16 protein-coding genes are annotated in these 16,033 nt (G+C 51.2%); all 16 read right to left on the bottom strand.

All coding sequences use genetic code 11. The annotated features are described in order from the left end of the window. Positions 1-451, bottom strand: a 451-nt coding sequence (locus KKH67_14410; protein ID MBU1320374.1) for a hypothetical protein, incomplete at its 3' end; no start/stop codon positions are given. A gap of 7 nt (positions 452-458) precedes the next feature. Beyond that, positions 459-1,712 carry a beta-ketoacyl-ACP synthase II gene (fabF, locus tag KKH67_14405; protein ID MBU1320373.1) on the bottom strand — a complete coding sequence of 418 codons (1,254 nt, stop codon included), beginning with the start codon at positions 1,710-1,712 and terminating at the stop codon, positions 459-461. Positions 1,713-1,718: 6 nt separating this feature from the next. Beyond that, positions 1,719-1,955, bottom strand: a complete 237-nt coding sequence (gene acpP / locus KKH67_14400) for an acyl carrier protein (GenBank protein MBU1320372.1) — start codon at positions 1,953-1,955, stop codon at positions 1,719-1,721. Between the two features lie 42 nt (positions 1,956-1,997). Beyond that, on the bottom strand, positions 1,998-2,738 hold the full coding sequence (fabG, locus tag KKH67_14395; GenBank protein MBU1320371.1) for a 3-oxoacyl-[acyl-carrier-protein] reductase: 741 nt from the start codon (positions 2,736-2,738) through the stop codon (positions 1,998-2,000). Next, positions 2,735-3,700, bottom strand: a complete 966-nt coding sequence (gene fabD / locus KKH67_14390; GenBank protein ID MBU1320370.1) for an ACP S-malonyltransferase — start codon at positions 3,698-3,700, stop codon at positions 2,735-2,737. Before fabD ends, fabG begins: the two co-directional genes overlap by 4 nt. 64 nt (positions 3,701-3,764) lie before the next feature. Further along, a complete protein-coding gene (locus KKH67_14385) occupies positions 3,765-4,757 on the bottom strand; it encodes a ketoacyl-ACP synthase III (GenBank protein ID MBU1320369.1) in 993 nt (330 codons plus the stop codon). Further along, positions 4,750-5,790 (bottom strand): phosphate acyltransferase PlsX, encoded by a 1,041-nt coding sequence (gene plsX, locus KKH67_14380; GenBank protein ID MBU1320368.1) that lies wholly within the window; start codon positions 5,788-5,790, stop codon positions 4,750-4,752. Before plsX ends, KKH67_14385 begins: the two co-directional genes overlap by 8 nt. A gap of 21 nt (positions 5,791-5,811) precedes the next feature. Continuing rightward, the gene (rpmF, locus tag KKH67_14375; protein MBU1320367.1) at positions 5,812-5,997 is read right to left on the bottom strand and encodes a 50S ribosomal protein L32; all 186 of its coding nucleotides are present in this window, start codon (positions 5,995-5,997) and stop codon (positions 5,812-5,814) included. 1 nt (position 5,998) lies between these two features. Continuing rightward, the gene (locus KKH67_14370; GenBank protein MBU1320366.1) at positions 5,999-6,508 is read right to left on the bottom strand and encodes a DUF177 domain-containing protein; all 510 of its coding nucleotides are present in this window, start codon (positions 6,506-6,508) and stop codon (positions 5,999-6,001) included. 218 nt (positions 6,509-6,726) lie between these two features. Further along, on the bottom strand, positions 6,727-8,142 hold the full coding sequence (gene gltA, locus KKH67_14365; GenBank protein ID MBU1320365.1) for an NADPH-dependent glutamate synthase: 1,416 nt from the start codon (positions 8,140-8,142) through the stop codon (positions 6,727-6,729). 67 nt (positions 8,143-8,209) lie between these two features. Continuing rightward, a complete protein-coding gene (locus KKH67_14360) occupies positions 8,210-9,061 on the bottom strand; it encodes a sulfide/dihydroorotate dehydrogenase-like FAD/NAD-binding protein (protein MBU1320364.1) in 852 nt (283 codons plus the stop codon). Positions 9,062-9,195: 134 nt separating this feature from the next. Further along, a complete protein-coding gene (locus KKH67_14355; protein MBU1320363.1) occupies positions 9,196-10,416 on the bottom strand; it encodes an acetate kinase in 1,221 nt (406 codons plus the stop codon). Continuing rightward, positions 10,413-11,309: an NAD(P)-binding domain-containing protein gene (locus KKH67_14350; protein MBU1320362.1), complete on the bottom strand. Its 897-nt coding sequence runs from the start codon at positions 11,307-11,309 to the stop codon at positions 10,413-10,415. The genes KKH67_14355 and KKH67_14350 overlap by 4 nt, the downstream gene beginning before the upstream one ends. Positions 11,310-11,516: 207 nt before the next feature. Continuing rightward, positions 11,517-12,056, bottom strand: a complete 540-nt coding sequence (locus KKH67_14345; protein MBU1320361.1) for a hypothetical protein — start codon at positions 12,054-12,056, stop codon at positions 11,517-11,519. 149 nt (positions 12,057-12,205) lie between these two features. Beyond that, positions 12,206-14,596: a primosomal protein N' gene (gene priA / locus KKH67_14340; GenBank protein MBU1320360.1), complete on the bottom strand. Its 2,391-nt coding sequence runs from the start codon at positions 14,594-14,596 to the stop codon at positions 12,206-12,208. Between the two features lie 62 nt (positions 14,597-14,658). Continuing rightward, positions 14,659-15,975 carry a tetratricopeptide repeat protein gene (locus tag KKH67_14335; protein MBU1320359.1) on the bottom strand — a complete coding sequence of 439 codons (1,317 nt, stop codon included), beginning with the start codon at positions 15,973-15,975 and terminating at the stop codon, positions 14,659-14,661. Between the last annotated feature and the right edge of the window lie 58 nt (positions 15,976-16,033).

The following is a 16,033-nucleotide window of genomic DNA, read 5'->3' as shown; positions in this document are numbered from 1 at the left end:
CATCAAGATAGATGGCGCCAAGAAGTGCCTCGAAGCAATCTGAAGTGATAGATGGGCGTTCTCTGCCGCCAGCATTCGCCTCTTCTTCGGATAGTCTGATGTGGTCGCCAAGTCTCATATCTCTGGCAATCAAAGCCAGTGTCTGCTCGTTGACCAGCGAGGACTTCAGCTTTGTCAGCTCTCCCTCAGAACATTCGGGATAGAGCCTGAACAACTGCTCGGCGACAAGCATGCCGAGCACAGAGTCTCCGAGAAACTCCATCCGCTCGAAGGATGGACATTGGGGATTCGCGGCAGTTCTTACATATGATCTGTGGGAAAGAGCCTCCGACAACACCTCAGCATCGGAAAACGTATATCCAATCGTTCCCTGCAACTCACCGAAGTTTGCCTGTCCACTAAACAGCCTCGTTACTGCGGATTTCCATCTTCTTAGCCATGACGGCGACATAGCTACATCACGCTTTCCCGTCCTCTAATGACTTGAGCAGCAACGAGACGTTATGCCCTCCGAAACCGAACGAGTTTGTGAGAGCATACTCAACATTCACCGATCTCTTCCCTTCCGAAACGAAATCAAGGTCGCATTCGGGATCGGGATCATCCAAATTGATAGTCTGGTGTACTACACCATCCCTTATAGAGAGCACGCAAACGCTGGTCTCGACTGCACCTGCCGCACCGAGGAGATGTCCGATCATCGATTTCGTGGAATTGATCGGAATCTTTTTCGCATGATCCCCGAACACGCTCTTGATAGCGGTCACCTCAGCGACATCCCCAAGACCGGTGGATGTACCGTGGGTGTTAATGTAGCTTACCTGGTCCGCCTCGATGTTGCCGTCTTTTATCGCCGCAATCATCGCCCTCGCGGCTCCCTCACCGTTGGGAGACGGCGCAGTGATATGATACGCATCACACGACTGACCTGCTCCAGCGATTTCGGCATATATCCGCGCGCCGCGTTTCCTGGCATGCTCGTACTCTTCAAGAATCAGCGCCGCAGCCCCTTCTCCGATCACGAAACCATCGCGACCTGAATCGAATGGCCTTGATGCTCTCTCCGGTTCATCATTCCGGGTCGAAAGAGCGCGCGCAGAACAGAATCCTGCGAGCGCGAGCGGGGTTATTGCACTCTCAGCTCCACCGGCAACGAAGACATCCGCTTCGCCATACACAATGCTTCTGAACGAATTGGCGATCGCATGCGCAGATGATGAGCAGGCAGAGACCGTCGCATAGTTCGGTCCCCTGAGATTATACTTCAGCGCCACCGCCCCCGCGCACATGTCCGATATCATCATAGGAATGAAGAACGGCGACACTTTAGAATGCCCTTTTTGCTCAAGCAGAGAGTACTGCGCCTCGAACGTACGAATGCCCCCAATTCCGGAACCGATTATGCAACCACATCTATCATGATCGACCGAATCGAGATCAATGGCGGAGTCTTTCAGTGCCATCTCGGCAGCGTAAAGAGCGAGTAGTTGCACCGGATCTGAGCGGCGGATCTCCTTCTTGTCAAAATGATCCTCAGGCTTGAAATCAGACACCTCACCAGCAATCTGAGACGCATAATCATCGACGTCGAAATAACTGATTCTCGAAATTCCGCTCTTGGCGGAAAGACAATTGCTCCAGAAAGTCTCGGCGTCGAGACCATTCGGGGCAATTACGCCAAGCCCGGTTACAACACAGCGACGACCAGCCATCCCGGCCTACTCTCCTGAATGCTGGTCGATGTAGTCAATCGCAGATCCGACCGTTCCGATCTTCTCGGCCTCATCATCCGGGATCTCAATCCCGAACTCTTCCTCGAGAGCCATGACCAGCTCGACTGTATCAAGGGAATCTGCACCGAGATCATCGACAAAAGAAGCTTCCAGCGTTACCTGCTCGGGGTCAACTCCAAGCTGTTCAACAATGATCTCTTTTACTTTTGCCTCAACCGACATCCCGTTACCTCCTGTATGGTTCTTGTTGCTTCTCTCTTCCAGCTACATGTATAGTCCGCCGTTAATGCCAAGCACCTGCCCGGTGATATAATCACTTGCAGACGATGCCAAGAACAGCACAGATTGTGCAATATCTGAAGGACTCCCAGCTCTCTTAAGTGGAACATTCTCCAGGAACGCCGCCTTAGCGGCATCCGAGAGTCCGGCAGTCATATCTGTTTCTATATACCCCGGAGCGATGGCATTGACGCAAATGCCGCGTCCGGCAAGTTCTTTGGCTGCGGACTTGGTCAGGCCGATGAGGCCCGCCTTTGAAGCGGCATAATTCGCCTGTCCGGCATTACCCATCAGTCCGACAACCGATGATATGTTAACAATCTTTCCGCTTCTCTTCTTCATCATGATCTTGGCAGCCGCTTGTGTCATCAGAAATGCACCTTTGAGATTCACTCTCAACACCAGATCCCAGTCCGATTCGGTCATCCGCACAAGAAGCGTGTCACGAGTCACACCGGCGTTGTTCACCAGCACATCGATTCCTCCGAGCTTCTCGACAGTCTGAGCAACCAGGTTCGTAACCTGCACAGAATCGGTAACATCACCGGCAATACCGATGACCTCGCCGCCGGATGCAGAAAGAGTCTTGACCGATTCCGAAAGCGCATCTTCGAGTACATCGGACAACACTACCTTGGCACCATTTCTGACGAACTCTTCTGCAATCGAGTAGCCGATTCCCCTCGCCGATCCTGTCACCAGACAGACTTTGTCTTTTAGCATCATGCTACTTCCGACTCCTGCAGAAGAAGTTCCACATCTTCGAGCGTATCTATATTAGCTGTTTCAACATCTGGCGCAATCTTCTTTATCAATCCGGTAAGCACCTTTCCCGGACCGATCTCGACGAATCTTGTCACCCCGAGGTCACACATTTTTTGCACCGACTGCATCCACTTCACTGGTGCAGTGATCTGCTTCACAAGCAACTCGCGTCCGCTCTCAGGTGAGTCAACCGGCTCGGCAGTGACATTTGCGACTACGGGACACTCGGGAGTCGAGAATTCCAGCCCCGCGAGAGCACCGTCCATCCTGTCCGCCGCAAACTGCATAAGGGGCGAATGAAAGGCACCGCCGACCTTCAACGGTAACATTCGCTTGAAACCATATTCTTTATGATGCTCGTGTGCAAACTGGATGCCCGCAGCATCGCCCGACATGGCAATTTGTCCCGGCGAATTGTAATTCGCAGGTTGCAGTATCCCGTGTTTCGATGCGTCCTTAACCATTCTGGAGACAGAATTATCATCGCCGCCGATGGCAGCAGCCATTGTTCCGTCAGTCGAATCGCAGGCGCTCTTCATGAGTCGACTCCTGTCTCTGACCGCAGCGATAGCATCCTCGAATGAAAGAGTACCAGCACACGCATGTGCGGAATATTCGCCAAGAGAATGCCCTGCGCAGAATGCCGGAACCGGCAACGAATCACCGATCATAGTCAGAATAGCCAGCGAATGAACCAACACCGCAGGTTGAGTATGTTCTGTTCGAGTCAGTTTTTCGAGCGGCCCATCGAAGCATGCTTCTGCCAGATCAAAATCCAGGATCCTGGATGCCGATTCAAAAAGACTTCTTACATCTAAAGAGGCATCGTGAAGGTCTCTGGCCATGCCGACATATTGCGACGCCTGCCCTGGAAAAACAAATGCCGTCTTGTCCATACGCAGTTTTCGCGGCTTATCTAGCATGTGATCAATCCTTTGTCAATACCAAAATTAGCGCGATCCATCGAGCAAGTGTCCGCCTCGTCAGTTAGAAACCGACCAGCGACGCCCCCCAGGTGAGGCCGCCGCCAAATGCAACCATCAGGACTTTGTCCCCCGGCTTGATTCTGCCTGTCGAATATGCTTCATCGAGAGCGAGAGGAACCGAGGCGGAGGATGTATTGCCGTATTTTTCGATGTTTACAAAAATCCTCTCTTCAGGGACACCGAGTCGTTTGATCATCGCGTTGATAATTCTGATGTTGGCCTGATGAGGAATGAACAGGTCGACATCTTCAACAGCGACATTCGATCGTGCGCACGCTTCTTTCGCTGCCGCGCACATTGCGCGAACTGCTATCTTAAACACCTCATTACCGTTCATCTCGATATACATCCGATCTTCAGAGGCGTTGTTTTCTCTGATCGGATTCACGCTGCCGCCCATTGGAATCCACAAATCCTTCGCATACCTGCCATCGGTCTGCAGGTAGTTGCCGAGAATACCTTCGGGCTTTCCTCCGTTGCGAGCTTCCACGATCACCGCTCCGGCGCCATCTCCGAAAAGCACACACGTGGAGCGATCATTGTAATTGGTGATACTCGACAGAGCTTCCGCTCCGATCACGAGGATTCGCTTGTAAGCGCCCGATTTGATATATGCCTCTGCAGTTGTTAGTCCGTATATGAAGCTCGCACAGGCCGCACCGATATCCATCGCCGGAGCCTGGAAGGCACCCATCTTCTCCTGCAGAATGCAAGCTGCCGACGGGACCGGATAGTCGGGAGTAACTGTACCAAAAAGGATCAGATCCAAGTCCTGTGCAGTTAATCCCGCTCGATCCAGAGCGACTTTGCTCGCCTCAAGCGCCAAATCCGACACACCGACACCGTCATCCTTGATGCGTCGCTCGGTGATGCCTGTTCTGCTGACAATCCACTCATCAGATGTATCGACTATTTTCTCAAAGTCGGCATTTGTCATCACCCTTGAAGGAGCATAGGAGCCAATCCCCGTGATGACAGCTTTTAGTCTATTCACTACCGTTTCCCTTCAATCTCACAGCCTTCTTCATACCAGCCAGTTCCTTACCTATGTGTTCGTTCACCCTTCTAATGACCATCTCCCTCGCCATCTTGATAGCATTGGAAACTGCGCGTGCATTTGAAGCCCCATGACAGATAATGGTCACCCCGTTGATTCCGAGCAACGGTGCGCCACCATATTCGGCGTAATCGAATGTCTTCTTCAACCTGCGGAGAAATGGCGCCATCAGCGCGGCACCCGCTCTCGAAAAGACATTCGCGGAAACCTGTGCCTTAAACTTGTCGAATATGAACGACTTGATAGATTCCGCGAATTTCAGAATTATATTGCCGACGAAACCATCACACACAACAACATCAGCCTGACCCTTCAGAACATCTCTCCCCTCGATATTGCCCACGAAATTCAGAGAATTGTCCGTCAGTTGGCGGTGTGTCTCAATCGTCACGTCATTGCCCTTAGTCCTCTCCTCTCCAATGGAGAGAAGCGCAAGTCTGGGGCTCTTGTTGTCGTACATATAGCTGTAGTAGATAGAGCCCATATGCGCGAATTCTATTAGGTTGTGTACCTTGCAATCAGAATTAGCGCCGACATCGAGAACCAGACATGGCTTGTCTGATGCCGTAGGAAATAGCGTGGCAATCGCAGGTCGCGACACGCCATCAAGTCGCCCTAGATTGAAGATCGCCGATGCCATTACGGCGCCGGTGTTGCCTGTTGATATCACTGCAGCGACTTCACCCCGCTTCAGCAATCCGTGAGATATCACCAGCGAAGACTCCTTCTTCCTGATCCCATCCGTTGGGGGTGAATCCATAGTAATGACATCAGTCGCGTTTTTGATCATAATCCTACTGCTCTGAGGTTTCAGATCAGCTAGCAGAGAGGCGAGTTCATGCTGGCGGCCTACCAAGACAATTTCTGTGTCGTCAGAGGCGTGATTCGACAGATACTGCATCACTCCACTGATGATCTCGCGGGGCCCGAGGTCACCTCCCATTGTGTCGACAGCGATTCTAACGGACATATTGCTTAAAAGGATACGAAGTTAATCTGACTTTTTGGGTGAAATTGCTTCGCGGCCACCATAATACCCACAGTTGGAGCATATATGGTGAGCCATTTTTGTTTCTCCGCATTCGGAACAGGTCGAAAGTGCCGGTGCAGAGAGTTTCCAATGCGTTCTGCGCTTGGCGCCGCGACTGTGCGAGTGCCTTCTTTTGGGTAGCGCCATATCAATTTCCTCCGTCTGTTTCCTTCAATTTGGCGAGCACACTAAGACGCTCATCAACTGTCTCGTTTGTACATTCACAAGTCTCTAAGTTCCTGTTTACCCCGCAGTTGGGGCAGAGTCCCTCGCAGCTATCGCTACACAAAGGTTTCAGTGGGAGAGATAAAATGACTCTCTCAGCGATTATAGGTGCGAGGTCGAATTCCTCCGTAGTGTCCGGAACTATGAAATAGTCATCACTGGACTCACTTTCAGGTCCGGTCAACTTGCCGTCATGCGCTAACTTAATTATGAGCGCCAGTTGAAAAACCGTTGACATATCAAAAGGTTCCAGGCACCTCGCGCATTCAAGTTTCAGATCTGTCGATACCTGACCCCGGACAATGACTTCCCCGGCGTTAGCATCGATCTCGACATCGACTATGCAACTGTCGACCCCAGCGACATCGGTCCAGTCGATCTTCAGTTCGGACTCATCCAATTCATATGTGTGGCGGGAAATTCCCGGTTTCATCCGCCGAAGGTATATAATAGCACTCATAAGGTTTAGATATTAACCTGACTGTGAAGTTATGTCAAGCAAATATTGGTCTGCGGCTCAAGCATGTCGAGCATTCTGAGGCACAGCCGTCTACTCGATCGCTGAACACGATCCGACCGCTCGTGTCAGGCAGAGGTTAATCTGTCGAGACCTCCCAGGTGTGATACTCTATGAAATTCAAATTCTCAGGTTCATAGGTTCTTCAGATAATCATCGATCGCACGAGCCGCTTTCTTTCCTGCACCAGCGGCAAGGATTACCGTCGCACCGCCCGTGACAATGTCTCCTCCGGCATAGACGCCCTTGCGGGAGGTCAGGCCTGTCTCATCATCAGCGACTATGTTGCCCCACTTATTCGTCTCAAGTCCCGGAGTAGTGCGTGGAATCAGGGGATTTGATGAATTTCCGATTGCAATGACCACAGTGTCGACATCTATCATATAATTGGAGTCTTTGATAGGGACGGGGCGGCGCCTGCCTGAGGAGTCCGGTTCGCCGAGTTCCATCTTTATGCACTCCATCTGCTTAACCCACCCATTCTCGTCACCGAGGAATCTAATCGGGGCTGTCAGAAACTGAAACTCAATCCCCTCCTCCTCGGCGTGGTGAATTTCCTCTTCTCTGGCCGGCATCTCCTTGCGAGAGCGCCTGTATATGATCCGAGCATGCTCAGCGCCGAACCGGAGCCCTGTGCGCACAGAATCCATCGCCGTGTTACCGCCTCCGAGGACAGCTACACTGTTCCCCGCCATCACCGGGGTTCCGTGGGACTCGAAGTCGAATGCTCTCATAAGGTTACTGCGTGTCAAATATTCGTTCGCAGAGTATATCCCGTTCAGGTTTTCCCCCGGGACTCCCATGAAATTCGGCAACCCGGCACCGGTGCCGATGAAGACGGCATCATACCCCTCTTCAAACAGCTCATCAATGCCCTTGATTCTTCCTATAACATAGGAAGACTTGAATTCTACACCCATGCTGGCCAGAAAATCGACCTCTGCCTTGACAATCGCCTTGGGGAGTCGGAACTCAGGAATCCCGTACACCAACACTCCCCCCTCTTTGTGCAGCGCTTCAAATACGGTCACAGCGTGACCGAGCTTGATCAGGTCGCCGGCGACTGTCAAGCCAGCCGGTCCGGAACCGACAACCGCGATCCTCTTGCCGGTCGGTGGCGCAATTTCTGGGATTTCGGTCTCGTTGTGCTCACGTTCCCAGTCAGCGACGAATCTCTCAAGGTGACCAATCGCCACCGGTGTGAATTTCTTCGCAAGAACACAGGTGATCTCACACTGCTCCTCCTGCGGACAGACACGCCCGCAGACAGCCGGAAGTGAGTTTGTCAACTTGATCTGCTTGGCCGCGTCAGAGAATCTGCCTTCCGTGATCAACTGGAGAAACCCGGGAATATCGACGTCGACTGGACAACCATCCATGCATGTGGCCTTCTTGCACTGCAGACAGCGCTGTGCCTCTTTGACAGCGAGCGCCGGGGTAAATCCGTTAGGTACTTCCTTGAAATTGTGAATTCTCTCTTTTGGGTCCTGCGCCGGCATCTGCTGCCGGGGTATCTTCATCCTGAGCTTCTTCTCTATCTGTCCAAGCATCAACCCTTCGAGTTCGTTGGATGCCATTGTTACCTCCAGGGAGCCATATCGATCTCGAATCGACGGTTTACTTCTTGCCTAACCCAATCCTACACTTGTGAAGAAAATCGTCATACGCGACTTTCTCCTGCGGCTTGTACATCGCTTGTCTCTGTATCAGCTCATCGAAATCTACTTTGTGACCATCGAAATCAGGACCGTCAACGCATGCGAACTTCGATTTGCCATCTATGGAAACGCGACAACCGCCACACATTCCGGTACCATCGACCATTATCGGGTTAAGTGACACCCAGGTCGGGATACCATGCGGCTCAGTCGTCCGTGCAATATTCTTCATCATAATAACAGGACCGACAGACATGACGAACTTGATCGGCTCGCCATCGTCGATAAGCTTCTGTAGCGCATGAGTGACAAAGCCCTGTATACCCTTCGAACCGTCATCGGTAGTGATGACCAGTTGATCGCAGACCGCGCCAAGTTCTGCCTCATAAATGAGCAGATCCTCGGTCCGGGCACCGATTATCCCTATCACTTTGTTGCCGTGGTCTTTCAGTGCCTTTGCGATAGGGAGAATCGGCGGAATGCCGACCCCTCCGCCTATCACTATGCATGTTCCACCAAAATCTTCCATGTGGGTGGGAATCCCAAGAGGACCGACTACATCGAGGAATTTCTCGCCGACTTCCATTCGGACTATCTCGGCCGACGATTTGCCAACCTCCATAACGACTATAGTCAGAAGACCTTTCTCCCGATCCAACCCGCCGATCGACATCGGTATCCTCTCAGAGTCTTCATACGCACGGAGGATAATGAACTGCCCTGCTTCTGCCTTGTTCACGAGTTCAGGCGTGCTGATTCTGAACAATGTGATATTGGGATAGAGGTCTTCCTTGTAGACTATCTCATTCAATGCGTGCCTCCGATGGATAATTTCTGTTCGATCTTTGCTTCCAATTCAATACAATCTCGGTCATTTTAGTCATGAATCCAAGCTATGATCCAGCGTCAGTCAAATCCCGGCAAATCGGGATTCCCAATCGACGATCATGTCGGATTTTTGTCGGCCTGCTCCCGGACTACTCTGTCAGTGTCCTTGGCAATAACCAATTCCTCGTTGGTCGGGATCACATAGATATTAACCGCGCTGTCCTCAGCCGATATATCGCTTTCCGTCGCAAGAGCGTCAGCGTTTTTCTCTTCATCTATCTTGATTCCGAACCAATCCATGTCGGCCAGCACTGCGCTTCTGACGCGCGGCGAATTCTCTCCTACGCCGGCAGTAAAAACGATTGCATCTGCGCCATTCATAGCGGCGATATACGCGCCGATATATTTCTTGATTCGATAGCAGTACATCTCGAAAGCAAGCCTGGCGCGCTTTCTGTCTTCATCCATGGCACTTATGATCTCCCGCATATCGGAGGAGCGTCCAGAGACGCCCATGAGACCAGAGTGCTTGTTCAGAAGCGTGTTTGCTTCGTGGAGCGAGAGCTCTTCTGTGCTCATGATTCGCAGAATGATGGCCGGATCCATATCACCTGATCGGGTTCCCATCATAAGACCTTCGAGTGGAGTCAATCCCATCGACGTATCAATGGAAATACCTCCGTCAATTGCTGCAATCGATGCGCCATTTCCGAGATGAATCGTGATAATCTTCAGGTCTTCGTATTTCCGGTCCATCAGCTTAGCTGCGCGCACTGAGACGTACCGATGAGACATGCCGTGGAAACCATAGCGTCGGATTTGATACTTCGTATATAGAACGTACGGTATCCCGTACATGTACGCGTAGTCGGGCATCTGGTGATGCAATGCAGTGTCGAATACGGCAACTTGCGGAGCATGCTCGAGAATCTTCATACAGGCCGTGATGCCCCGGATGTTGTGCGGATTGTGAAGAGGAGCAAGGTCTATCATATCTCGCAGTTCGGCGAGGACTTCAGTGCCAATGAGTGTCGACTCTGTGAATCTCTCCCCGCCATGGACTACTCGATGGCCGACCGCATCGATCTCAGATTTGTCCTTGATAACACCGTGATTCGGAGAAAGAAGCATGCTGATGACATGCTCTATGGCCATGATATGATCGAGTATCTCGCCCGAGATTTTCACAGCATCACGGTCATGGGGCTTGTGCGTGAGGACGGCGCCTGCCATGCCGATTCTGGAAACATCACCCTTCGCAAGACATATCTCCGTTTCGGTGTCAATCATCTGGTACTTGACCGATGACGATCCGGCGTTTATGACAAGTACTTTCATTCCCGTATTCCCTCTGCAGGCTCTACGACGTTGCCTTCTGAATCATAAGCATAAAAACCCTGACCCGACTTAACTCCGAGATGTCCAGCTCGGACCATCTTGCGAAGCAACGGACAGGGATTGTACTTATGCTCGGACAATTCGTGAAGCAGATTTTCCATCCAGTGCATCAGTTCATCGAGCCCGATCATATCCGCAAGCCGCAGCGGACCCATCTCTACGCCAAACGCGAGTTTCATGGCAGTGTCGATGTCTTTCGCAGAGGCTATGCCCTCCATCAGGACATGCATCGCCTCGTTGAGGAACGGGACGATGATTCGCGTTGTGATGAAACCAGGATACTCATAAACCATCACAGGCGTTTTATTGAGCTGGCCTGCGAATGATTTGATAGCCTCGACTGTTTCGTCAGAAGTTTTCAGTCCGCGCACAATCTCCACCAACGGCACCCTATGCACGGGCTTGAGGAAATGAAGACCGATGACTTTGTCGGGACGGTTGGTCGCTGCGGCCAACTCGGTGATTGAAAGTGTGGACGTATTCGACACTATGATCGTCTGCGGTTGACAGATGTTATCAAGATGAGCGAACAGCAATCGCTTCGCCTCCAGGTTTTCAGGAATGGCCTCGATCACCATCCTGACAGTCTTGACGGGTTTGAAGTCTCCAACCGGCTGAATCCTGGCAAGAATCGCCTTCTTCTCAGATTCAGTTATGCCCCAGCGCTCGATCTCACGATTAAGACTCTCTGCGATCATCTCTATGCCCTTTTTGGCAAGATCGAGATCACGATCGATAAGGATGACTTCGGTTCCGGTGGCGGCGATCACTCTCGAGATCCCCTGCCCCATAGAGCCGGCTCCTATCACTGCGATTTTATTGAAAGCTGCCATATACCATTACCATTTGCTAGCGTTCCTATAGCTACTTTTCGTACGTCGGGGAATATATAAGGAGGCTCCGAATTTGCAAGCGATATATTGGGAAATTCTGTGGTGGATATACAATGAGCAAATTGTCAGGCAAGTGACTACAAAGCAGCCACCTGAGCGCAATTGAGAAGCTTCATTCCTGCAGTGACAGATCAGGAGAAGTGACTGTTACCACTCTGCCAATTCGATCTTCTTGAGTTCCACATGAGTCTCTTTCTTGGGGCCGCTCATGTTCATTTCCCGCCATTTCTTGAACTCATCAAGGTACAGCTTATCCTTATCAATATTCCAGCTTCCCTTTTTGAAGTAACTGTAGATATACTCCCGGAAATACCGCGAATTCTTCACCTTGACTAGATTCTCTAGATAAGCATCTTTGTGACTTGCGCGCGTATTCTGCAGCTCTTCCCATTTCTCGGCCAGAAACTTCCTGCATTCATACTCTTCCTCGAAAGTGCTGTGATACGATTCTGCTTCAGGGAATCTCTCACGAAATATTTCGGTTCTCCACTTGACCTTCAGTTCGCCGTACTGCCGCCAGACAATTGCAAGAGCAGGCTTGTTGAGAACGCTCTTGTCGAGCTCGACGGTGTAAAGTACGCGTTTAAAGCCGGAGTTTGCGGATCCTTCTTCGGGAACCGAGGCAAATGCATGGACAATGAGCAGAGCGAAGAATGCCGCCACTGCGGTAAGGACTGATTTATTCATAGCTTCACTCCTGAGTAAGCCAGTTGTTATTTTGCCTGTCATTAATATTATCGGCGAACTGCCTGTACCGACTCTGCACATTGAGCGCCGAGGCAGCTCCAACTCTGTACAGTTTTGCGGTTGAACTCAAGCTGGCGGCTAGCGGGAGACTACATCATATCATATGGATCGACGTCGATGATCAAGCGGACTTTCCGCACTGTCTCTCTGACGCTCGGGTCACCTATGAATGAATCGAGGAATGTCAGAGTTGATGCCACAGATGACGTTTTTATCATGATTCGCCAGCGGTAGTTGTTCAGAACCTTGAAGAGGGGCGCTGGCGCGGGACCGAGTACGGACATGAATCGGTCGTACTTGCGGCGGGCAGATGCTAGTTTCTTCTGCAATTCAAATGCAGCGCTCTCAACCCGTTCAGCCGAGCCTGACTTCAATTTCATCAAGACCAGATGGCGCAAGGGTGGATAGCCGAGCTGGGTTCGCCTGGCGAGTTCCTTATCGAGGAATTCGGCAAAATCGCTCTTTTCAGTGACCTGCAGGAGAGGAGATTCGTCGCTGTCGACCTGCACCACCACCTCTCCCCTATATTTTCCCCTGCCAGCTCTCCCGGAAGCCTGGAAAAGAAGGGCAAAGGTCCTTTCAACCGAGCGGAAATCGGGAAAGTTCATCGATGCATCCGCACCGAGAATTCCCACAAGGCGAACATCTGGAAAGTCGAGCCCTTTTGCCACCATCTGAGTCCCAACGAGAATATTAACTTTTCGAGCAGAGAATCCAGCAAGTGTCTTCTTTGCCGCTCCGGCCTTTTCGGCCGCATCGGCATCCAGGCGACCGACCACGGCAGACGGGAATTTGAGATTCAGATAGTCCTCGATCCTCTGCGTGCCTGCGCCGAAGAATCCCCAGTTCGCCGCTCCGCATGCCTGGCACGTGTGATCCAGGGCTGACTTGAATCCGCAAAGATGACAGAGGACCTTTTCACGAGAGGCAATGTGAAACACCAACCCCACGTCACAATTCGGACACCTCAGCGTAGCGCGACAATCCAGACATTTCACCGTCGGCGCAAACCCCCGCCTGTTGAGAAAGAGGACAGTCTGGGCTCCTGATGACAGGCACTCTTCGATTCTTTCACGAAGATAATCGGAGAGCGGCTCCTCGTGCTCGGCGGCCGGTCTGTGCACAATATGTTTGATCGACGGCATCTGCCGCTCATCCCATCTCGTGGTAAGTCGCAACAGAGTGTACTTGCCGTTTTGAGCATTGCCCCAGCTCTCGACCGATGGCGTTGCGCTGCCGAGAAGGACCGGGCAGCAACTCAGCTTGCCAAGCATGACGGCTGCGTCTCTACCTTGATAATAGGGCGCAGAACCACCCTGCTTGTATGAATGGTCATGTTCCTCATCGACGATGATCAATCCCAGATTGCGAAGCGGTGAAAATATCGCAGATCGCGGTCCTATCACAACACGGATCGCACCTGACTCGATGCCCTTGAATATTGCATATCGTTCGGAATCTGTGACATTGGAATGAAGCCTGCAGATCCTGTCTCCAAACCGAGCAGATAACTTAGAGAAGACTTGTTCGGACAGCGCAATTTCCGGTTGAAGAAGCAATGCTGTTTTACCGAGCTCGAGAGCATCCCAGATCAACTTCACATAGACTTCAGTTTTCCCGCTTCCAGTCACACCGTATAAGAGAAACGTCTCGAACGTCCGGTCAATAATCGCCTTCGATACAGATTCAACAACATCCATCTGCTCGCGATTCAGCATCAGTTCCTGTACTGAAGAAAACTGTGATGATGTATCCGGAGGCGCTTTGATAGTCACAATCCCCTTTTTCGAAAGCGAGCGTATGGTCTGTCGCGAGAACTTCGCATTCTTGATAAGTGCGGACAATCTCATCGGTTTCCCCGACTTCTGAAGATGTTCGATAACCAGCTTCTGCTTTGAGCCAAGCTTCTGCTCACCAGCATCGGCAGCGCTTAGTTGTACTAACTCATCAATTGTACTGATTCGACGCGGCTGCCGATACGAGACAGTTACAAGCCCACTCTTCTCCAAATCAGTAAGTCGTCGGTGGAATCCGATCTGCGAACCGAGCTTCGCCTTCAGAGTGCTGACTTTGATAGGTCTATTGGGTGCGAGATGAGACAGAATCTCATCCGGCGATGCGCCTTCGCTATCGAGCCTACTTGCAGTCCTGCAAATCAATAATCCATCCGGCTGCATCAGCAGTTTCGGTAAGAAGAGTTTTAACACCGAACCGAGTGAGGAATAGTAATACCGTGACATCCACTCGATCAGCCCCCGCTGCTCAAGCGAAATCAGCGGATCGGAATCGATGACCTCGTGAATCTTTTTGAGGCTGTCGTCATTGCCGGTCTGAAGAGACCATACTACTCCGACAGTCTTCTTATTGCGAACATCAGCGACTACTCTGCAACCTTCCGATATGTCATCCGCGAGACCCGCAGGTACTTGATACGAAAGCGGCAGAGGAGGTCCCTGAACGAAAATTACGTCTACAATCATGGATTGAATATAACAAAAAGGGCGGTGGAAATCCACCGCCCAGAAGTCGGATAGTCACATGCCTAACCGGATTCCCCTACCAACTCCTCATACTTCTTCTGAGCTTCATCAGATTTCTTCCGATCCCCCTGCTTCAAATAGAGCGGCGCGAGGATTTCCAAAACCTCCTTGGCATCCGGCTTGATTGCTAATGCCTTCTCGTAACACTCCAGCGATTTCTGATATTCCTCGAGGAAATAATAACAGTTACCCATCCAATACCATGCGTCATAGTTGCCGGGATCTGTTTCTGCTACCACAGTAAAATCATCAATGACGCTACGGTATGCCGCATTCCTTACCTCAGTCAGCGCCTGAATTTCTGACTTATGCACGTTCTCGTCGAGACCTCTGAGTACACTGATTGAGTCATTGATGCCGATGCTCTCGGTAATGGTCGCGAAGGCCCGCTGACTCAAAGCGTCAACGTTTGTGGGATCAAGTTCTATTATTCTATCGAACACGAAAGTAATGGAGTCACCCAGATTCAGAGTGTTGAGAGTATCCTTTGAATCGAGCTCCATGAGGAGCATCGAGAGATTGCTAAGGACCGAGACATTATCCGGCTGCAGGGCGGCCATTTTGCCAAAAGTCGCAGCACATGCATCCCAATTCTTGAGCTCGAAGTATATCGTTGACATGTTTGACAGCAGATCGAAGTTTTCCGGATGTACCTCTATGGCGGTCTCGTAGGCAATGATAGCGGAATCTTTCAGTGCCGTCTCTGCATCTGGTTCGCCAAGGGTCTTCTTGACTTTGCCGAGATTGTAGTACGTGATTCCTGCGTTGATCCAAGCTTGAGCCGAGTCAGGAATTATGATACTGGCATTTACAAAATTCTGGAGCGCAGACCGATATGTAGCGTCGATCTCATCCAATATGTCGAGAGTGTCATCTTCTGACTCAGCGTCTTCGAGATCAGGCCAAAGGTCGACCGCACCCGCCAGCACCGAAGCACCACTATTAAACTCGTCAATCCAGGAGCTGAGACGAATTGAGATAATGGTCTCCGAAATGTTCTCTTTGTCGCACCGCTTCTTCAATTTCTTGTCAGTAGCTTCGGCGCAAATCTTCAGGGCTGCTTCGAAATTCTCGTTCATCTCCGCATAACGCTTCTTCTCAGCCTGCAACGCACCGAGTCCGAAGTAAGCTTCGACTGGCTGTTTGTCTTGAAACTCGTCTATAGCCTGTCTGAGCTTCTCTTCCGCCTTCACATAGTCCTTCGGAGCTTCCTGAAGGTAAATCTTGGCGGAACGAACAAGGGCATCATAGGTTAGCCGTTGAGCTGATGCTGATGCGACTATAGTCAACGCCAGGAATATCGTTATAACAGTTCTCATTCCAACCTCCCGGTTTGCATTAATTATCGGGCGTCATACTAACAAAAGACCCGGAATT

It is taken from the genome of Candidatus Zixiibacteriota bacterium, from assembly GCA_018820315.1.
Taxonomy (GTDB): domain Bacteria; phylum Zixibacteria; class MSB-5A5; order JAABVY01; family JAHJOQ01; genus JAHJOQ01.
This window is presented reverse-complemented; position numbering and strand designations above follow the sequence as displayed.